The organism is Paenibacillus antri (assembly GCF_005765165.1).
GTDB lineage: Bacteria > Bacillota > Bacilli > Paenibacillales > YIM-B00363 > Paenibacillus_AE > Paenibacillus_AE antri.
Genome location: NZ_VCIW01000001.1, coordinates 245,825 through 263,983, shown reverse-complemented (window position 1 = coordinate 263,983; position 18,159 = coordinate 245,825). Strand labels below are relative to the sequence as shown.

Below are 18,159 nucleotides of genomic sequence, written 5' to 3'. Positions count from 1 at the left end.
TTCTGCGGGCCGGGACTTTTTATTGCTCGAACCGCAACGATAAGCGGAAAATGCGGCTATCGCCGAGATTTCCTTTTCGCAGCCAAGCCGATTATTTAAACAACACGCCGCCGAACGGCACGATCTCCCGAAGCACGCGGCGGAAGAAGCTGTCATGATCCGTCTCCGCTTCGAGCCGGGCGTTCGGCACGCACGATTGAACGAGCGCGCTTCCGGTGCCGGTCATCTGCCATTGATAAGGCATATGCTGGCTTGCCAACGAGTTGCCGTATACGGCCAGCCGGAGCGAGCATTCCTTCGGAAAGGCGACGAGCGAGCGAACGTCGACGAACGCCGGCTCCGTCGGATGAAGCTCGACCTCGACCAACGGGCCGCTGGAGACGAGTCCGATCGTGCCGGGACCGGCGAAGCGGACGCGCATGAGATCGCCGGCGGCGAGCGCTTTCCGAACGGGCAGCCAGGTCGTCGACATCGTCATGCCGGCCGGATAATGCAGCACATTGCGAAAAAGAAACAACAAGCTGCTCTCCGTCCCGATCTCCAGCGTGCTATACGAAAAGCCCCTCGGCAGGCCGATCCACAGCTCGGCGGGGCCTTCGACGACGGATTCCAGCCATTTCTTCTTGCGGTACATGTCGCCGAGCGCAAGCAATCGGTCCTTCCGCTGGGAGGAAGCCCCCCGGAACGCCGCGATCTGCTTCGGATGCAAGACGTGGACCGAGGCGTTCCGTTCGATGTCGAGCTTCGCGAGCGCGGACGTATCGGACGGCGTCATACGGAACCGCCGCCCTTCGCCGCCTTATGCTCTCTCCGCCACACGAAGAAGCGAAGCAGGCGGGCGAGCGCGAAATAGAGCAGCAGCAGCGCCGCCGCCGTCGCCAGCAGCCGCGTCCAACGCGATGCGGCCGCACGCTGGTCCGCGATCGTGGCTTCCGCCGCCAGAAGGCGCGCTTCGAGCGATTCGTTCGTTCGACGCAGCGCTTCGTTTTCCTCCATCAACAGGCTTTGAGTTTCGCGGAACTGTTCCGCCGCTTCCTCCGATTGACGGATCGTCTCGGCCAGCTTCTCTTCCAGTCGGTCCATCGTCTCCGGCATATGATAGACGTCCTTCACCCGGTCCCATAACCCCTCCGCCTGCGCCTGAAGCGGGGCGATGCCCGCCAAGCCGGAAGCCAGCAGCATCGTACCGGCATAGCGCCATACGCGTCGCCGCATGTCCCTCACCTCCGCAGCAGTAAATACCTAATAATACTAATGATCGTGAAAATAGTTTCATAGACCGCCCAAATAAGGCGTCCACGCCTCGCGAAGCCGGGCGACGCCTGCGTCGATCTTCTCCAGCGGGACGGCGCCGAAGCCGATAATGAACGCGCGTTCGTCCGACGTCTCCCGAGGCTCCCAGTAGAACGCGGCGGAAGCGACGAGGACGCCCGCCGCCGCGGCCGCTTGCAGCAGTTCGTCTTCGCTTGCAACGGCGCGGAGCTTCAGGATGACGTGCAGGCCCGCCTGAAAGCCGATGACCGTCGCCGCCCCGCGGAATCGGCTTCTCAGCGCCGCGACCAGCGCCTCGTTCTTCCTTCGGTACACCGTTCGCATCTTCCGAATATGTTTCTCGAACGAGCCGTTACGAATGAAACGCTCCATGACCCGCTGCTGAATGCGGGAAGCGGACGGCTCGAATAAAAGGTGGCGGCGCAGCGCTCGAAACCGGTCGACGAGCTCGGACGGAAGCACCATGTAATGCAAGCATACGTCCGGGGCGAACGCTTGCGAGAAGCCGCCGAGATAGATAACGCGGTCGTTCGGAACGAGACCCTGCAGCGCAGGGATCGGTTGGCCGGCGTAACGGAATTCTCCCCCGTAGTCGTCTTCGACGATATAGCCGCCGGTCTCCCGCGCCCACTCGAGCAGCTGCAATCTTCTGGCGACGGGCATGACGATGCCGAGCGGGAACTGGTGGGACGGGGAGACGCAGACCGCCTGCGCCCCGCTCTCGTACAGCCGCGTTACGTCGAGTCCGTGCTCGTCCAGCTCGATCGGAGCGATCCGAACGCCGAACGACGCGAACGTGGCCGGGACGAGCCGGTAGCCGGGCTCCTCCGTCGCGAGCGCGGTAACCCGCTCGCGCAGCATCATCGCAAGCAGCGACATCAGCACGAACTGCTCGGCGCCGACGACGATTCGCTCCGGCCCGCAGACGACGCCGCGGAACGAAGCCAAATAGCGGGCGATCTCGCGTCGAAGTCCGTATTCCCCCTGGGGGTCGCCGTAAAAGAGCAGCTCCCTCCCCTCCTCCCGAAGCACCCGGTTGTACAGCTTCTTCCAGGCGTCGTAGGGGAAGGAGGCGAAGTCGTTCTTCGATAAGTGGAAGTCGAACGCGAAGGACGGTTCCGCTCCGAGTGACGACGGCGCGGCTTGGATCGGGCCCGGGCCGTCGGCCGCGGGTTCCGTCGTCTCGAGGCGGAGCCTGCCGTACGTCTCGGGAAGCGGCAGGACATAGTACCCTTGCCGCGGCCGATTCTCGACGAAGCCTTCGGCGACGAGCTGCGCGTACGCGGTTTCCACCGGCGTCACGCTGACCGACAACGAGGCCGCAAGCTTTCGGATCGACGGCAGCCGCTCGCGTTCGGCGGCCCGTCCGCGAACGATGTCTTCTTTCATAGATTCATAGATTGCGATATACTGCGGCTCTCTTCGAAGGTCGGGCAGCTTGAAGGCCATGAGGATCACCTTGGTTGTTCGACGTCTGTCGTCCGGTTTTGTTGTAAACTGTCTATTTCAGAGTATACAGAACGAGAATAAACTAAGGGAAGCGAATCTATTATTTTCTAGTTGAAGGAAGGAACGTTGGAGGATATGACGTCTATGGAACGGGCTCGCCCGGCGCGTTTTTTGCGAGGAGAGAACGTATACCTTCGCCCGATCGAGGCGGAGGACGCGGAATGGTATTTCCAAAGCTTGTACGACGACGAAAATCGGAAGCTGACGGGGACGCAGCTGCATTATACGCGAGAGCAGATTGCGAACTATATCGCGGGGAAAGCGCAGGACCGTTCCGGCGTGCTGCTCTTGATCGCGGCGAACGATACCGACGAGCCGATCGGCGACGTGGCGCTGCAGAACATCGACGCGATGAACCGCAGCGCGAACGTGCGAATCGCCCTGAACCCGGGGCGCACGGGGCGCGGGTACGGCTCGGAGGCGATGCGGCTCATGCTCGATTACGGCTTCGGCATCGTCAATCTGCATCGGATCGAGCTGAACGTGTTCGCGTATAACGAACGGGCGATCCGCGCTTACGAGAAGCTCGGCTTCCGGCGGGAGGGCGTGCAGCGGGAGGCGCTCTATTACGATCACGAATATCATGACTCGATCCTCATGAGCATGCTGGCGCGCGAGTACCGGGAGCTGTACCTTCGCCGCGGGTGAAGCCCGGATCCGAACGGGAAAACCTCCTGCTTATTCAAGCTTCATAAGGGGAAATCGCTTATCGAACGGGAAAACCTCCCGTCTATTCGCACGAATTCGCGGCATGTCGTCGCTTTCGGCGAAATGGACGGGAGGTTTTCCGTTTCAGGCGCAGGTTTACCGAGCAAGGAAGCGCTTGGACGGGAGGAATTCCCTTTCGCGCGGACCGGCCATCCGCCGATCACTCTATCGGCAACGACTGGCTCGCGCGCGGCGGTCCCGACAGCGGCGGGAGTCCGGCCGCCGTCATGCCGGGCTTATACGCGGTGACGCGATTTTTCCCCGTCTTCTTCGACACGTACATCGCTTCGTCCGCCTGCTTCGTCAGCTGCTCGGCCGTCACGCCCTTGCGGTACTTCGCCCAACCGACGCTGACGGTGACGCCCGCTTCGGCTTCGACGCGCGCGCGCAGCCGCTCCGCGACCTTGCCCGGGTCGAGCTTCGGATCGGCGACGATCATGACGATCTCTTCGCCGCCGTACCGCCCGCCGAGGCCGATGTCTTCGGCGATCTCGAGCACGATCGACGCCACCTTCCGCAGCGCCTCGTCCCCTTGCTGATGCCCCTTCGTATCGTTAAGCTTCTTGAAGTTATCGATATCCGTGAAGATGACGCCCACGGCGACGCCTCCTTGCAGGTACTGCTGCAGCCGACGCATGAAAAACCGGCGGTTGTACAAGCCCGTCAGCCCGTCCGTGATGGACGAGTGATAGACCGCCTGCATTAGCTCCAATACCCGTTCGAAGATGAAGAGAAACACGATGAAGAAAAAGACGACGGGCAGGAAATGCTCGGCGAACCGCAGCCCCGTCGCGCCCTCGTCGTATATGTAGCTGTTCAGAACCGCGGCGGAATGCGTCAAGAAATAAACGACGAGCGCCGTCTGGTACTTCGCCGTCTGTCCGACCGAAGGCGTTACGAAATAGAAGCAGAAGAAGATAAGCGCGTATAAATAAATGTCCATCCACACGTTCAGGAACGCGTTCGCCTGGACGGACGCGGCGGCCGCGGGGTCCGGAAACAGCTCGGACGCGGCGTAATAGCGGGCGCCGAGGATGAGCAACGTTAGAATCGTCCCGAGATACGCGAGGAACGTCACCTTCCGCTTGGTTGGATTATAAAGCTGATATAAGCCGACGTTCAACGCGATGAACGACAGCGTCTGCAGACCGTTCACGAGATAAGCGCCGCCGTCGCCGGCGTCGGGCCTGGCGCCGATCGCGACGACCGCGGCGTATTGGACGGCGATCAAGAGCAGCGAGAACGTCAGCGAGAAGTACGCTTTCTTCTTGCGGGACAGCATGAGTCTGAGGGACATGGCCGTCATCAGGAACAACATCAGCAGGATCATCAACGCCGAGACGATGCCGCCGGACGATCCGAAAAATAACTCGCTGGCCAAGGGAGTCGACCCTCCTTCGGGAATTCCCCCATATTGTAACAGAATTCGACAGCTTCGTCTTCCGGAAAACGCCTCAGACCTTTTCGTTGTCCCTGGCGTCTTTTTTCGGTATCCTTAAAGTAGGTTTTCTATGCATCAAGGAGGGGACGGCCGTGAACGTGTTGCAGGCGTTGTTTTTTCCGCCGGAACAGCCGGGCGGGGTATCTTCGATGGTACCGTATGTGCAAGAACGGTTCGTTCGGATGGGTTGGGGCATGGAGTTGTTTTCGATCCCGAAGCGGGTGCGGGGGAAGGGCGCCGGCAGCTTCGAATTCGCAACGTTCGATTGGAGACGGTACGCGGGCGTGCCGATCGTCGATAGATATATGCAAATCTTGAAAGATTACGAATGGTGGACGAAGCTTAGAGTCAAGGGAAGCTACGACGTCATTCACGCGCACCATCCGGTGGCGGCGCTCGTCATGAAGAAGCTGTTCCCGGACACCCCGGTGCTCATGACGGTGCACTCCAGCTTCGAGAAGGAGCTGCTGCTGAACGGGCGCATCGAGGAGGGCGGGCCGGAGGAGCAATTTTTGACGTCGCTCTACGGAGAGCTCGAGCATCAGGTGGATCGGCTCATGACGGTATCGGAGGCGTTCAAGACGTACATGAGCGCGTACGTGAAGCACCCGGAGCGCATTCTCGTCATTCGCAACGGGTTCGACGAGAAGCGGTTCAAGCCGATGGCCCACGAAAACGAAGTCCCGCAGCTCATCACGATGTGCCGGCTCGTCCCGGCGAAAGGTTTGGACATTTTGCTGCGGGCGTGCGCGGAGCTGAAGCGGCGCGAGCTGCCGTTCATGCTTCATATTATCGGCGACGGACCGATGCGAGAGGAGCTGGAGGAGCTCGCCAAGACGCTCGGCGTCTATGACGATATCGTCTTCTACGGCTATATGCTTCATCCGGAGGAATTCATGCCGTTCTTCGACGTGTTCGTCCTGCCGTCGCGCGCGGAGGCGTTCGGGAACGTGTTCGCCGAAGCGGCGCTGTGCTGGCTGGCGCTCGTCGGCACCGACGTCGGGGGCATCAGCGAGCAGATCGATCACGGCGTGAACGGGCTGCTGGTACCCGTCAACGACGCCGGCGCGCTCGCGGACGCCCTCGAGCAGGTCGTCGTCGACCCGTCCTTCCGCTACGAGCTGTCCAGAGCCGCTTACGAGAAGGCGAAGTCGACGTATTCGCTCAACCGCGTCATTCGCCAGCTGAAGCGGCTGTATGTAGGCGCCGCGGAGCTCGGGGACTGACGGCGCCGGCGGGGATCATTCCTCGTAGATCATCTTCACGGTCATGCCGCCGTCGATGACGAGGTTCTGTCCGGTGAGAAACCCGGACGTCTCGTCGCTGACGAGGAACAGGCACGCCTCGGCGATGTCCTCGGGCTTGCCGACGCGGCCGACGGGATGCTGCGATCGGTCCCGATCGGAGTGGACCGGCTCCGTCGCGCGGGCGCTGTATTGCCAGTCGCGCGTCTCGATCCAGCCGGGCGACACCGCGTTGACGCGGACGCCATGGGGGCCGAGACTGACGGCCAGCGCGTGCGTCAGCGCGAGAATGCCGCCCTTGGATGCGGCGTACGCCTCCGTATGCGGCTCGGACATGAGCGCCCGCGTCGAAGCGATATTGACGATCGCGCCGCGCCGCTGCCGCTTCATGATGCGTCCCGCGGCGCGGGAGCAGAGGAACGTTCCGCGCAGGTTGACGCCGATGACGCGGTCCCACTCGGCGACGTCGAGCTCCAGCGGGTCGCCGCCGCGGCCGATGCCCGCGTTGTTAATAAGCGCGTGGACGCCGCCGAGCTCGGCCAGGGTGACCCGCATCCAGCGCTCGACGTCCTCTTCGCGGCTGACGTCCGCCGCGAGGTAGACGCCCTTGCCGTCGAAGCGGCGAATTTCGCGAATGACCTCGAAGCCGGCGTCCTTGTCGGGATCGGCGATCGAGACCGCGTACCCGCGCTTCGCGAAAGCGTACGCGAGCGCCCGGCCGATGCCTTGGGCGCCGCCCGTAATGGCGACGACGGGTTGCGGAGATCCGGCGTGATTGCTCATAGAGGAATTCCACCGCCTTTTTCGTTTGTTGTTCGAAACTTAGGATTTGTTTCATATTGTATCCAAACGGTGCGTTCGCTTTCAAGCGCAAAACCGCACTGTCGCACAACCGCGCAACCGGAGCGCCAAACAACACGAGGAGGTGCAGCCGCATGACCGATCGCCGCAAGCCGCCCGTACCGGGCAAGCCGTTCGTCCAAGGCAAGCCGATCGTGCCGGGCAAGGCGGAGGAAGATCCGCGCAAAATCACATATCGCGTCGGCTGGAAGAGCGGGACGATTCACATGCAGGACAAGGGGAAGGCGCGTCCGAGCCCGAGCGGCGGAACGCTGTCCGACTTCGCCCCGGGCGGAGCGCCGAAGCCGGCGACCCGCGAGCCGGAGCCGGCGCCGACGGCGGAGCGCCTGCCGGCCGAACGGCTCGCGAAGCTGCTGCTGCGCCCGGCGCCGCTGCCGCCCGCGAAGGCGTGGCCCTACCTTCTGTCTTGCTTGCCGGCGGCGGCGTTCGCCGTCCTCGTCTGGCTGGCGTACCGTATGACGACAATGTAACGAATCGGAACGGAGGGAGCTTTCATGGATTTGTACTCGATGTTGGCCGGCGCCGCGGCGGTCATCGCGCTGCTGGTGACGGGCTTCGGCGTGTTCGCCGCGTACATGGCGTTCGGCGCAAGGCGCGAAGCCGTGCGGACCGCGCTCGGACGATGGACCGTGTTCGACTACTTGATTCTTGCCGTGTTTCTGATCGGCACGCTGTTTTTGCTGGCGGACGTCGCAGGCGTCATGAAAGACCGCGACGCGTATCCGTATTACCATTACGGGTACTTGCTGTCCGGCCTCGTCTACAACGCGCTGGCGGGCGTCTTCCTGTTCGTGCGGCTCGGCATGACGTTCCGGCTGCTCGGCGAGCGGGAGGAAGCGGCGGAGGAGAGAGCCGGGACGGGCGGCGGGGAAGCGGGAGCCGCCGCAGCCGGAGCCGCGTCAGGCGGAGCTGCGCTGCCGGACGACGATCATCGCGAACCAAATCAAGCTTAACACCCCGAAGAACGGGTACAGCGTCGAGAGCAGCGCTTTGAAGCCGACGAAGCTGATGCCGAAGCAGAGGATGAGCGCCAGGACGACGATCGTTCGCCGCTTCATGCGAAGCCGCTGCTCCAGCTGGAGCGACAGACCGAAGATGTTCGCGATGAACGTCGTGAAGATCTCGGCGTAAATGAGCAGCAAATACATAAGATGGATGGCGGTCCCCATGCCGGCCACGACGAGGCCCATGGGGATTTCGTATTGGAAAATGACCGGCGCGTGCGTCGACAGCGAGATGTGCCCGACGAGCAGCAGCGCCCCGAGGCCGACGCCGCCGATCGCGCCGCCGAGACGAATCGCGGTCCGGTCCTTCACCGCCGCGCCGAGCGGCACGAGCACCGCCTGCGCCGACGCGAGGTTGAACGCCGAGTACAGGAGCGGGGCGATCCAGGCGCGCCCGGGGAGGTAGGGATCGTCCTGATGCAGCCACTCGAACGTCAGGAAGTCGGCGTTCTGCGTCGTTCGGTAAAACACGATGCCCGTAAACGCGAGCATGATCGGCACGACGACGGAATTGACCGCCATGATGCCCTTCATGCCTCCCATAATGACGACATACCCGAGCGCTAAGGTAACGCCGATGCCGAGCAGGAACGACATGCCGAGCTGCTCTCTGAAGACGGAGCCGGCTCCGGCCAGCATGACGATGGCGACCGAAAACAGTTCGACGAGCATCAGCAGCGAAAACCGCTCGCCCCACTTCGCGCCGAACAGATGCTTGTTTAAATCCTCGTAAGACGCTGCCCCGATTTCGTTCGCAAGCAGCATGACCTTCGTTCCTAACCAGATGAACAGCCCGGTCGACACTAGAATCGTTACGAGGGCGACGCTGCCGTATTTCGTGAAAAATTGCAAGATTTCTTGCCCTGTGGCAAATCCGGCTCCGACGACGGTTCCGATGTACGTGAACGCGATTTGCATCGTGGCGGCCGTACGCTTCATGCTGCGCCCCCCTGCCTGTACCGTGAATAGTACAAGGTATGACATAGCGAAGGGAAGTAGTACAAGGTCGCCGGACGCTTCGTTTCGGAAAAGGAAAGAGCCGCCCCGGGCCTCTTTCGAGGTCGTTTTCGGGACAGCTCATACGGTTCACCTTATTAATTATTCCTCGGGAAATAATTTGATCGAATGGATCTTGTTCGTCTCCGGCTCGAGGTCGAGCTTCAGGACGGCGCCGTCCGCGATATAGCTGACGACGAATTCCGTCTCGGAAGCGGGCTTGCCGAGTTTCGCGATCGCGTCATCCTTCGCGTCGCCGAGCCGCAGGCCGTTCAGACCGGGACTGACGCTGCGCGTGCTCACTTCGACGAACAGTACCTTCTTATCGCGGATGCCGATCGTAAAGCCCGGATACGAATATACCGCCGCGTCTTCCTTCTCGTCGGGGAGCAAGTATTTCTCCGTCGGTTCGCCGAACCGCTGGGTGACGACGTCCGCGTTCGTGCCGATGCCGATGCCCATCAGCGTCGGATGAAGCGGATCGAACGTGCCGGTGACGTCGTAGTTGCGGCGATTGAACTCTTGCCGCGCTTCCTCCGCCGTCTTCATCGCCTCGCGGTCGTCTTCGTTCATGTACAGATCGTCCGGGACGTCCGTCTCGATCGTCTCCGCTTGCGGGGAAGCGACCGAGATGTTGTTCTTGTCTTTCGCGGGAGCGGTACTCTCCGGCTTCGGGGCGGCTTCCGACTCGGCCGGCTTCGCCGGCGTCTCGACGGGCGCCTTCGACTCGGGTTCCGCGGTCGGTCGTTCCGCGACGGACGCAGGCGGTTCGCTCGTCGCCGGCATAGCTCCGCCGCCGCCGGAGCAGCCCGCGGCAAGCGCAAGCAGCGCCGCCGCACCTAATGTGCCCAGCCACTTCATCATATAATATCTACCCAGCTCTCTTCCCGATATGGATCCGTTTACTCTCTCTATAGGTCTTCCCTTACTATACGGCATCACGGCACTCCCTCACAAAGACGAATTTGCACCGATTTCAGGCGAAAATGCGGGAAAAAATCACGTTTTTGTTTCTAACAAGAAGCGTCACGTGTGCGCAATCATCATTTCATACGTTTCTATAATATTAGACTGGATTTGAATGGGAAAAGTTGCACGGAAAATGATGGTTGAATCGAATTTTCCGTTATGGTAATTTTATTCAAAACGGTGCGAACCGATGCGAGGCAACCGGAGGGAACGCGATGGAATTATTGAAGCGTCGAATTATCGAGGACGGACGGGTGTTGTCGGACCAGGTACTCAGCGTCAACACGTTTTTGAACCATGGAGTGGACCCGGTCTTGATCGCCGCGATGGGGCGCGAATTCGCAGAGCGGTTCCGCGACGCCGGCGTGACGCGGGTGCTCACGATCGAATCTTCCGGCATCGCGATCGCATTCGCGACCGCCGCGGAGCTGGGCGTGCCGCTCGTATATGCGCGGCGGCGGAAGGCGCTGATGAACGAAGGCGAATATTATTCGGAACGGGTGCCGTCCTTCACGAAGGGGATCGTCACCGACATCGTCATCTCGAAGGAAGTGCTGAAGGCGAACGACCGCATCCTGTTCATCGACGACTTCATCGCCAACGGCGACGCCGCGCGCGGCGCGCTGCGCATCGTGGAGCGGTCGGGCGCGACGATGGTCGGCGCGGGCATCGCGATCGAGAAGGCGTTCCAGTCGGGCGGCAGCTTTCTGCGGGAGCAAGGCATTCCCGTGTTGTCGCTGGCGCGCATCGCGTCGCTCGAGGGCGGACAAGTTCGATTCGCGGAGGAATAAGCGGCCTGAACGGCCGCGTCGTTCGGGACGGGCGGGGGAGAGCGTTTTCAAACCTGAATTTACAGCATTTTTCAACCTGTCTATGTCTTTCATCCTTCCGAATCTTGCTTTATAATGAGGAGTAAGTTTTGGAGAGGAGGGCGTCGCGATGGGGAATCAGCCGTTTACGAACGAGTATTTGGCGAAGAAGCTCTTGGAAGCCAAGACGCATTTTGAGCGGACGGTCGACTGCAAGCACACGGAATTTGATGACCTCTACCCCTACATGGTGGAACATCCTCAATTTTTCTGGTACAAACGGTACGTCGCTTGGTCCGAGCTGTTGACCATTGTTAACATATGCCGGGATTGCGAGTTCGAATGGACTACGCATTTCACCGAGGCGCAAGCGGATTATGTTAGCAAGCGCGTCATGTCGGCGAAGGTGCTCGACCATTGGTTCGAGAACCAACCGAACGATTCGAAGGAACACGTCGGCTAAGTCGCTTGTTTCGGCTTCAGGCAATGGGAGAGGACCTTGGCGGCATGCCGGGTCTTTTTTCGTATACATAGGGAACGTTATTTGGGAGAAGGGGGCGAACGCCATCATATCGGAAGAAGCGTTGGACGCCTATCGGATCGACGGCACGCTGCTGCGCGTCGTGCGCGACGCGAATCGGGACAACGACGTGCGCGGCTTCGTCGTCGCGTGGGACGAGTCGTCGGTGCTCATCCGAAAGCGCAGCACGCGCCGGCTCGTGAAGCTGGACCGGCGGTACGTGTATCAGCCGGCGTCGGAGGAGCGGGTGCTGCCCCCGGCGATCGCAGGGGCGATCGGCGAAGAAGAAGAGGCGGGCGAGTGAGCGCGTCCGAGCGGCCGCTCGAGGCGTGCCGGATCGACGGCGTGCGTGCGTCGGTGTTGGAGGCGGACGACGGGGGTCCTTGCCTCGTCGTCCGCTTCGACGCGCCTTGCGGCGCGCTCAGCTCCGCCGTCGTGGGCGGCGGGTTCGTCGAGGCGTGCGGGGCGATCGTCAATCGGCAGGTGCCGAAGAGCTATATGGCGGACGACCCGGAAGCGGAGATGCGGGCGTTCCTCGTCCGGCACGGCTTCGAGGTCGACGCGGGCGTCGACGCCGTCGGGGCTTCGGCCGTGCGGACGCTGGGGCTGCTGACCGCGGCGTTCGTCCGCGAGGTCGGGTTCGCCGAGTGCGCGCTCGGCGACGGCGGGCGATCCGTCGCCTGCTGGGCGACGGTCGGCCTCGGCAACGCGGCGCGCGCGGGCCGCGTGCGGGAGCCTGCCGGGGGCTTGTTCCCCGGCACGATCAACGCCGTCGTCGTCGTCGACGGCGGCCTTGCGCCGGGCGCGTACGTCGGCGCGGCGTGCGTCGCGGCGGAGGCGAAGGCGGCCGCGCTCGCCGACCTCGGCGTACGCGACCCGGACGACGGCGGCGCCGCCACCGGCACGACGACCGACGCGGTCGCGATCGTCGCTACGGGCCGCGGGGCGTACGCCCGGTACGCCGGCACGGCGACGCTCGTCGGCCACGCGGTCGGCCGCACCGTCTACGACGCCGTGTACGACTCCGGGCGGCGTTACCTCGCCTACGTCGCCGCGCGGCGCGGAGGCTGACGCAGGGGCTTCTCCTCCGAGCTCCGGACACACTAACTGCTCGGATTGCTGCACTGTGGTGCAGATTATGAACCACCCAGATGCAGCTTATGCACACTGCCGCAGCAATCCTCGACCCTCCGTCGTTCGCCAGACACACTATCTGCTCGAACTGCTGCATTGTGGTGCAGATTTTGCACCACCCAGATGAAGTTTATACACCATACCGCAGCAATCCTCGCCCCTCCGCCGTCCGCCAGACACACTATCTGCTCGAATTGCTGCATTGTGGTGCAGATTTTACACCACCCAGATGCAGCCTATGCACCATGCCGCGACAATCCTCGCCCCTCCGCCGTCCGCCAGACACACTATCTGCTCGAACTGCTGCATTGTGGTGCAGATTTTGCACCACCCAGATGCAGTTTATGCACCATGCCGCGACAATCCGCAAACCTCTGCCGCCTATTTGAAGGAGCGGCGACGGGCGTTTACTTCGCGGCGGGTCGGGCATACTAGACTGGTAAAGGAGCGTGAACCGACCATGGCCAAAGGCGAAGAGATCGTCAAATACGTCACCCAGAAGGTCGTTCAATATATCGATACCCCGAGCGACCGCCGCAAGCGGGAGCGCGAGCTGCGCCGGCGGAAGCACGAGCCGTGGACGACGCGGTGGTTCGGCATGATTCCGATGTCCGTCTCCATGCTGTTCGGCCGCGGAAAAAAAGCGCCCCCGGCAGGAAAAGCCCGCCGAGGGCAATAGGTATATAAGAAGAGGAGAAAAACCGAAGTCGTCAGCGGAAGGCGCCGACCGCAAGCAGCCGCTCGAGCGGCGCGTAGCGCGTCAACCCTTCCTGATCCACCGCGACGTAACCGCGCAGCGAAGCTGCTCCCGCCGCCTGCGAGCCGTCCGCGACCGGCCACCAATGGTAGCCCGCTACGCCGACCGGCGTCATTACGGCGCCTCCGAACGCGGCGCCCGCGTACATCGCTTCGCCGTCGCCTCGTCCGTCGAGCCAAGCGGCGAAGTCGCCCCAGCCCCGAATCGAAGCATCGGGCGTATCGAGCCAATCCAAATCCAGGTAAGGATCACCGGGTTTCTTCATTATATGCAAGCGCTTCCCCGATAGTGACTCCGGAGAAGAAGTCGCAACCTTCAGCCTAGTCACGTCTTCCTCCGCGATCGGCAGCCATGCGCCGTTCGCCGCATCCGCATAGCGGGTGACGCCCGCTTCCGACACTTGCCAGAACGCGTGCATCGGATCGAAGTACAGCCGCTCCACCGACGCGTTGGAGGTGAAGGCTACGTCTTCGAGTCCGTCGGACCCGAGCGCTCGATCCAATACTTCCGACGAAAATAACGAATACTCGCCGGCGCCGTATTCCAGAAGCGCGTATCCGCCTTCCGGCTTCGCGCCGACGACGAGATACCCGAGCGCGGAACCGCCCTGTCCGTTCACGAAAATGACCCATCCGTGCTGCCCCGGACCGAGCGGCGCCTTGCGCCACGTCGCGTCCTTCCAGCTCGAGAACGCTTCGTCCTTCGCGAGCTCCGCGATCCATGCGGCGACCTGCGCTTCGAGCGACGTCTCCGCCGCCGACAGCACCGACACCGTCGCGGAGCGTTCGATCGCGGGAACCGACGACGTGGCGCCCCCGTGCGGCGCGGCGACGCCGATCGCCAGCGCCGCGGCCCATGCAACCCATCGTATCACCGTGAGCGTCACCTGCCTCTCTAAGGGATGGGACAAGCCGATACAACTAAGTGTAGCGGAAGGGACGCGAGAAGTTTGTCCCTTCTTGTCCGCGAATTATAAGAACTTTTGTCTAATGCAGAACCGGCGTGTCGGAACCGAGATGGAAGACGCCCGCGCTGACGACGTTCGCCGTCACCCGAGGGGCGTACTGCCATTCGATCTCGCGCTTGCGCGCCTCGTACTGCGCCTCGGCGGCGGCGCGCTGCTCCGGATCCTCGAGTCCCCGAAGCAGCTCCTCGTAATACGCGTCGACGCGGGCGAGCTCGTCGTCGAGCCGCGCCTTCGCGTCCAGCGCCCAGTCGTGGTTGTAATTGCGCAGCTCGCGATCGAGATAATGCTCGAGCGCGGCGACCGCGCGCGGGATCGACCAGACCGGGCGCTGCACGAGCGTATTCGACGGCAGCCGCGGCGTGAGCGACAGCCCGGCCAACGTCTCGCCGAATTCTTCGACGATCTCGCCGGTCATCAGGGAGATGCCGAGGGAGTGAAGCTCGTCGCGCTTCATGTCGCAGCACAGCTCCACCTTGTAATTCACGGCGAGCCAGGTGTGGCAGACGGCGGGAGGGGCGCCCCGCGGCGCCTTGACGTCCTCGAACATCTGGACGAACCGGCCCTTCGACCGGACGACGCCGAACAGCTGCTCGAGCCGCCGGCTGCCGTACGTCACCTCGTCGTACGCGATGCGCCCCGGCGAAGCGGCCGCCGGCGCGAAGCCGAAGTAGCGGCCGAGAATCGAGTCGCCGCCGCCGGCGTTCGGCTGCGGCGCCACCGAGGCGGCCGCCTGCTGCGCCGCGGTCGCCGGCTTCGGCGCAGGAGCGCCGGAGGCCCCGGCCGTCGCCGCCGCGCGCGCTTCGGGATCGAAGACGAACGTCAGCGTCATCGTCTCCGCCGGCGCGCCGGTTCGCTCGACGAAACTCCAATAATACGGCCGGTTCGTCAGGTCCCGGTCGGCTTCCGGCGACAGGCGCACCGTCACGTGCGAAGGCGACTTCTCCTGCACGTGGCACTCCGTCGCCTCCAAATAACGCATGACGAACTTCTGTACTTCCTTCGGATTCATGGTCTCGCCTCCGCTCCGATGGCTTCCGCGTCGACCGCGACGGCGTCGAGAATCGCGCCGATGCGGGCGCGCCGCTCGTCGGCCGCGGACGGCTTTCCGCCTCCGCGCACACCTCCGACCCCGCCTCCGACGGGTCGCCGTTCCGCGGCGATCGTCGAGCCGAGCGAATCCATCCGCGCCTTCAGGTCGCGTTCGTCGGCCGCCTCCAGCACGATCTTCGCCAAGCTCGACTCGAGCGAGTCGCCGCGCTCGACGATCGTATCGAGCTCGCCGATGACGAGCTCGAACATGTTGATTTTCTCATGCAGCAAATTCAAAATATGCTCCTCGATCGTGCCCCGCGTCGACAGGTTGTAAATCTGCACGTCCTTGGTCTGCCCGAGCCGATGCACCCGGCCGATCCGCTGCTCGATCCGCATCGGATTCCACGGCAGATCGAAGTTGATCATATGGTGGCAGAACTGCAGATTGATGCCTTCGCCGCCCGCCTCGGTCGCGACCATCACCTGCGCCCGATTGCGGAACAGATCCATCATCCAATCCTTCTTGCCCCGGTTCATGCCGCCGCGGTACGGGACGGCGCGGATCCCCTTTTCCTTCAAGAAATTGAGCAAGTACTCCTGAGAGGCCCGATATTCGGTGAAGACGATCACCTTCTCGTTAATCCCCTGGATGAGCTCCATCGCCTTCTCGGCTTTCGTATTCGCCTTGATGCCCCGGATCAGCTCGACGAGCTCCCAAATCCGCGCCCGAGCGGGCGAGTCTTCGGCCGTCTTCTTGAACAGATTGACGAGCGTAATGAACACCGCGTCGCGGGACGAGCATACCTCGCGCTGCAGCGTCAGCATCGACAGCACGCTGCCGATGTCGCCGCCCGCCTCCTCGTAGCGCTGCCTCACGAACCGGGTGACGCCCTCGTACAACTCCATCTCCTCGGGCGAGAGGTCGAGCAGGACGTTCGATACGTTGCGCTTCGTGAACTCGACGCCGCCGTCGCTGCGCCGGTTGCGGATCATCACCTTCTGCAGCTCCTGCTGGAGCGCGTCCTCGTTCTTCGGCACACGCTTCTCCGCGACGTAATTCGCCGCGAAGCTGCCCTGCGCGCCTAACTGGCCGGGCTTAAGCAGCGTGATTAGGTTGTACAGCTCGCCGAGATCGTTTTGCACGGGCGTCGCCGTCAGCAGCAGACAATATTTCTTACGCACTTGGTTGACGAATTGGTAATTCGTCGTCTTCTTGTTTTTCAGTTTATGCGCCTCGTCGATGATGAGCATGTCGTAATCGAGACCGAGCACGATGTCGCGGTGCGGATCGCGCTTCGCCGTATCCATGGACGCGACGATGACGTCGCACGTCTCCCACATATGCGCTTTCTTCTGCGCCGCCGCCGCGATGCCGAATTTGCCGTTCAGCTCGCGCACCCACTGCAGCACGAGCGAAGCGGGCACGAGAATGAGCGCCTTTTTCACAAGCCCACGTATCATATATTCCTTCAAAATCAGCCCGGCTTCGATCGTCTTCCCGAGTCCGACTTCGTCGGCGAGAATGGCGCGGCCGCGCATCTCGTGCAGCACCTTCTTCGCGGCGTCGAGCTGATGCGGCAGCGGCCGCAGCTTCGGCAGGTGGCGCAGGCATTGCAACTCTTCGAAACTGTGAACGAGCGCCGCCCGCTCCGCCTCGTACGCAAGCTGGTAGTGCGTATAGTTGTCCCATGGCCCGTTCTTCGCCAGCCGATCCTCGAGCGCTTCGTGCCAGGACCGGTCGAACGTCAGCGTCAGATGGTCGTTCAGGGCGCGGGTCGGCTCCGGCAACACGGTTTTTCGCACAGTTGTTCGCCCCCTCGATGTAGAAAACCGCCGTATCTTTGAAAACATTACGTGTTAGTATGCACGAAACCGCCGTCATTCATAACCGATCAGCATTCTATCGAAAATGGTTCCGCGCCTCGACCCATGCTATGATGGAGGCGGGTGATGATATCGATGGAAACGCACAACTGGCGTTTGATCCGTTCGGGCGCTTGCGCGCCTGATTACAATATGGCGACCGACGAGGCCATGATGAAGGCGGTTGGCGCCGGGGCGGCGCCGCCGACGCTGCGGTTTTTCGGGTGGAATCCGGCGACGCTGTCGATCGGATATTTCCAGAAGGCGGAGGACGAGGTCCGGCTGGACGAGGTGCGTCGGCGGGGGCTCGGCTTCGTGCGCCGGCCGACCGGCGGCCGGGCGGTGTTGCACGACGCGGAGGTGACGTATTCGATCGTCGTGCCGGACGACTATCCGGGGCTGCCGACGTCGGTGACGGAGTCGTATCGCGTGCTGAGCGAAGGATTGGTGCACGGCTTCCGCGCGCTCGGGCTGGACGCGGCGATGGTGTCGCTGGCGAGCGAAGAGGAGAAGGCGAAATACGCCTCGGCGGGTTCCGCCGCCTGCTTCGACTCCCCGTCGTGGTACGAGCTCGTCGTCGACGGCCGCAAGGTGGCCGGCAGCGCTCAAGTGCGCCAGCACGGCGCGGTGCTGCAGCACGGCTCGATTCTGCTCGACCTCGACGTCGAGCTGTTGTTCGAGCTGCTGCAGTTCCGCAGCGAGCGGCTGCGCGAGCGGCTCGCGGCGTCGTTCGCCGAGAAGGCGGCGGCGATCAACGAGCTGCGCGGCGCGCGAGGGTTGGCGCCGGTGGAAGCGTCGGCGGCGGAAGACGCGTTCGCCGAGGGTTGGGCGGCTGCGCTCGGCGTGACGCTCGCCGCGTCGGGGCTGTCGGCCGCCGAGGAGGCCGAGACGGCGCGGCTCGCGTCGGAAAAATACGGCGCGGACGTCTGGAATTTGCGCCGATAGCTGTTACAATCTTATGTATTAAGATTGTTAATTCTAGGGAGGCGGCGTTGCAATGGGACTGTGGTGACGGATCGGGAAGACGCTCGGCTTCGGCGCGGGCTCGAAGGCGCTGGAGCCGTATCCGCGGA

At 62.8% G+C, this 18,159-nt stretch carries 20 protein-coding genes; 10 read left to right on the top strand and 10 right to left on the bottom strand.

Features of this window, described 5'->3' with window-relative positions; translation table 11 throughout:
* Positions 1-91: 91 nt before the first annotated feature.
* Genes FE782_RS01005 through pdxR form a run of 3 tightly spaced genes read right to left on the bottom strand, consistent with a single transcriptional unit; the run spans position 92 to position 2,721 of the window.
* Entirely contained in the window at positions 92-775 is a 684-nt protein-coding gene (locus FE782_RS01005; RefSeq protein ID WP_138191596.1) for an AIM24 family protein, read from the bottom strand.
* Complete coding sequence (locus FE782_RS01000) at positions 772-1,215, bottom strand: hypothetical protein (protein ID WP_138191594.1); 444 nt, start codon at positions 1,213-1,215, stop codon at positions 772-774. Before FE782_RS01000 ends, FE782_RS01005 begins: the two co-directional genes overlap by 4 nt.
* Positions 1,216-1,272: 57 nt before the next feature.
* Positions 1,273-2,721 (bottom strand): MocR-like pyridoxine biosynthesis transcription factor PdxR, encoded by a 1,449-nt coding sequence (pdxR, locus tag FE782_RS00995; RefSeq protein WP_138191592.1) that lies wholly within the window; start codon positions 2,719-2,721, stop codon positions 1,273-1,275.
* Positions 2,722-2,856: 135 nt separating this feature from the next.
* On the opposite strand from pdxR, the gene FE782_RS00990 reads away from it, so the two are divergent.
* Complete coding sequence (locus FE782_RS00990; protein WP_138191590.1) at positions 2,857-3,429, top strand: GNAT family N-acetyltransferase; 573 nt, start codon at positions 2,857-2,859, stop codon at positions 3,427-3,429.
* A gap of 220 nt (positions 3,430-3,649) precedes the next feature.
* On the opposite strand, the gene FE782_RS00985 is transcribed toward FE782_RS00990, so the two are convergent.
* A complete protein-coding gene (locus FE782_RS00985; RefSeq protein WP_138191588.1) occupies positions 3,650-4,870 on the bottom strand; it encodes a GGDEF domain-containing protein in 1,221 nt (406 codons plus the stop codon).
* 152 nt (positions 4,871-5,022) lie between these two features.
* Here FE782_RS00985 and FE782_RS00980 point away from each other — a divergent pair, with 152 nt between their 5' ends.
* Positions 5,023-6,156: a glycosyltransferase family 4 protein gene (locus FE782_RS00980; protein ID WP_138191586.1), complete on the top strand. Its 1,134-nt coding sequence runs from the start codon at positions 5,023-5,025 to the stop codon at positions 6,154-6,156.
* 15 nt (positions 6,157-6,171) lie between these two features.
* On the opposite strand, the gene FE782_RS00975 is transcribed toward FE782_RS00980, so the two are convergent.
* Positions 6,172-6,957 (bottom strand): glucose 1-dehydrogenase, encoded by a 786-nt coding sequence (locus FE782_RS00975; protein WP_138191584.1) that lies wholly within the window; start codon positions 6,955-6,957, stop codon positions 6,172-6,174.
* 152 nt (positions 6,958-7,109) lie between these two features.
* Between FE782_RS00975 and FE782_RS32175 the strand changes: the two genes are divergently transcribed.
* Entirely contained in the window at positions 7,110-7,505 is a 396-nt protein-coding gene (locus FE782_RS32175; RefSeq protein WP_158299195.1) for a hypothetical protein, read from the top strand.
* A 24-nt stretch (positions 7,506-7,529) separates the two neighbouring features.
* Positions 7,530-7,988, top strand: a complete 459-nt coding sequence (locus tag FE782_RS00965; protein ID WP_138191580.1) for a hypothetical protein — start codon at positions 7,530-7,532, stop codon at positions 7,986-7,988.
* On the opposite strand, the gene FE782_RS00960 is transcribed toward FE782_RS00965, so the two are convergent.
* The gene (locus FE782_RS00960) at positions 7,935-8,978 is read right to left on the bottom strand and encodes a YkvI family membrane protein (RefSeq protein WP_138191578.1); all 1,044 of its coding nucleotides are present in this window, start codon (positions 8,976-8,978) and stop codon (positions 7,935-7,937) included. The genes FE782_RS00965 and FE782_RS00960 overlap by 54 nt on opposite strands.
* Positions 8,979-9,137: 159 nt before the next feature.
* A complete protein-coding gene (locus FE782_RS32170) occupies positions 9,138-9,899 on the bottom strand; it encodes an RAD23 family protein (protein ID WP_158299194.1) in 762 nt (253 codons plus the stop codon).
* A gap of 320 nt (positions 9,900-10,219) precedes the next feature.
* Between FE782_RS32170 and FE782_RS00945 the strand changes: the two genes are divergently transcribed.
* The 5 genes from FE782_RS00945 to FE782_RS00925 all read left to right on the top strand — a co-directional run bounded on the left by FE782_RS00945 (position 10,220) and on the right by FE782_RS00925 (position 13,146).
* Positions 10,220-10,795 (top strand): xanthine phosphoribosyltransferase, encoded by a 576-nt coding sequence (locus FE782_RS00945; protein ID WP_138191574.1) that lies wholly within the window; start codon positions 10,220-10,222, stop codon positions 10,793-10,795.
* A gap of 148 nt (positions 10,796-10,943) precedes the next feature.
* On the top strand, positions 10,944-11,276 hold the full coding sequence (locus tag FE782_RS00940; RefSeq protein WP_138191572.1) for a hypothetical protein: 333 nt from the start codon (positions 10,944-10,946) through the stop codon (positions 11,274-11,276).
* A gap of 121 nt (positions 11,277-11,397) precedes the next feature.
* The gene (locus FE782_RS00935; RefSeq protein WP_375295297.1) at positions 11,398-11,637 is read left to right on the top strand and encodes a hypothetical protein; all 240 of its coding nucleotides are present in this window, start codon (positions 11,398-11,400) and stop codon (positions 11,635-11,637) included.
* Complete coding sequence (locus FE782_RS00930; RefSeq protein ID WP_238392288.1) at positions 11,634-12,404, top strand: adenosylcobinamide amidohydrolase; 771 nt, start codon at positions 11,634-11,636, stop codon at positions 12,402-12,404. Before FE782_RS00935 ends, FE782_RS00930 begins: the two co-directional genes overlap by 4 nt.
* Before the next feature lie 523 nt (positions 12,405-12,927).
* The gene (locus FE782_RS00925; RefSeq protein WP_138191570.1) at positions 12,928-13,146 is read left to right on the top strand and encodes a YqzE family protein; all 219 of its coding nucleotides are present in this window, start codon (positions 12,928-12,930) and stop codon (positions 13,144-13,146) included.
* Positions 13,147-13,177: 31 nt separating this feature from the next.
* Here the strand turns inward: FE782_RS00925 and FE782_RS00920 are convergent, their stop codons facing one another.
* The 3 genes from FE782_RS00920 to FE782_RS00910 form a co-directional block, all read right to left on the bottom strand.
* Complete coding sequence (locus tag FE782_RS00920; protein ID WP_138191568.1) at positions 13,178-14,098, bottom strand: hypothetical protein; 921 nt, start codon at positions 14,096-14,098, stop codon at positions 13,178-13,180.
* 112 nt (positions 14,099-14,210) lie between these two features.
* Positions 14,211-15,200: a YqhG family protein gene (locus FE782_RS00915; RefSeq protein WP_138191566.1), complete on the bottom strand. Its 990-nt coding sequence runs from the start codon at positions 15,198-15,200 to the stop codon at positions 14,211-14,213.
* On the bottom strand, positions 15,197-17,026 hold the full coding sequence (locus FE782_RS00910; protein ID WP_238392287.1) for a DEAD/DEAH box helicase: 1,830 nt from the start codon (positions 17,024-17,026) through the stop codon (positions 15,197-15,199). Before FE782_RS00910 ends, FE782_RS00915 begins: the two co-directional genes overlap by 4 nt.
* 156 nt (positions 17,027-17,182) lie before the next feature.
* Here FE782_RS00910 and FE782_RS00905 point away from each other — a divergent pair, with 156 nt between their 5' ends.
* Complete coding sequence (locus tag FE782_RS00905) at positions 17,183-18,031, top strand: lipoate--protein ligase family protein (protein WP_138192380.1); 849 nt, start codon at positions 17,183-17,185, stop codon at positions 18,029-18,031.
* The last annotated feature ends 128 nt before the right edge of the window (positions 18,032-18,159 follow it).

What these genes read in the sequence shown, in the direction of transcription:
- FE782_RS00945 (WP_138191574.1), top strand. Translation starts at nt 10,220, where the DNA reads ATGGAATTATTGAAGCGTCGAATTATCGAGGACGGACGGGTGTTGTCG.
- FE782_RS00965 (WP_138191580.1), top strand. Translation starts at nt 7,530, where the DNA reads ATGGATTTGTACTCGATGTTGGCCGGCGCCGCGGCGGTCATCGCGCTG.
- FE782_RS00990 (WP_138191590.1), top strand. Translation starts at nt 2,857, where the DNA reads ATGACGTCTATGGAACGGGCTCGCCCGGCGCGTTTTTTGCGAGGAGAG.
- FE782_RS00960 (WP_138191578.1), bottom strand. Translation starts at nt 8,978, where the DNA reads ATGAAGCGTACGGCCGCCACGATGCAAATCGCGTTCACGTACATCGGA.
- FE782_RS00905 (WP_138192380.1), top strand. Translation starts at nt 17,183, where the DNA reads ATGGAAACGCACAACTGGCGTTTGATCCGTTCGGGCGCTTGCGCGCCT.
- FE782_RS01000 (WP_138191594.1), bottom strand. Translation starts at nt 1,215, where the DNA reads ATGCGGCGACGCGTATGGCGCTATGCCGGTACGATGCTGCTGGCTTCC.
- FE782_RS00975 (WP_138191584.1), bottom strand. Translation starts at nt 6,957, where the DNA reads ATGAGCAATCACGCCGGATCTCCGCAACCCGTCGTCGCCATTACGGGC.
- FE782_RS32170 (WP_158299194.1), bottom strand. Translation starts at nt 9,899, where the DNA reads ATGATGAAGTGGCTGGGCACATTAGGTGCGGCGGCGCTGCTTGCGCTT.
- FE782_RS32175 (WP_158299195.1), top strand. Translation starts at nt 7,110, where the DNA reads ATGACCGATCGCCGCAAGCCGCCCGTACCGGGCAAGCCGTTCGTCCAA.
- FE782_RS00925 (WP_138191570.1), top strand. Translation starts at nt 12,928, where the DNA reads ATGGCCAAAGGCGAAGAGATCGTCAAATACGTCACCCAGAAGGTCGTT.
- FE782_RS01005 (WP_138191596.1), bottom strand. Translation starts at nt 775, where the DNA reads ATGACGCCGTCCGATACGTCCGCGCTCGCGAAGCTCGACATCGAACGG.
- pdxR (WP_138191592.1), bottom strand. Translation starts at nt 2,721, where the DNA reads ATGGCCTTCAAGCTGCCCGACCTTCGAAGAGAGCCGCAGTATATCGCA.
- FE782_RS00915 (WP_138191566.1), bottom strand. Translation starts at nt 15,200, where the DNA reads ATGAATCCGAAGGAAGTACAGAAGTTCGTCATGCGTTATTTGGAGGCG.
- FE782_RS00940 (WP_138191572.1), top strand. Translation starts at nt 10,944, where the DNA reads ATGGGGAATCAGCCGTTTACGAACGAGTATTTGGCGAAGAAGCTCTTG.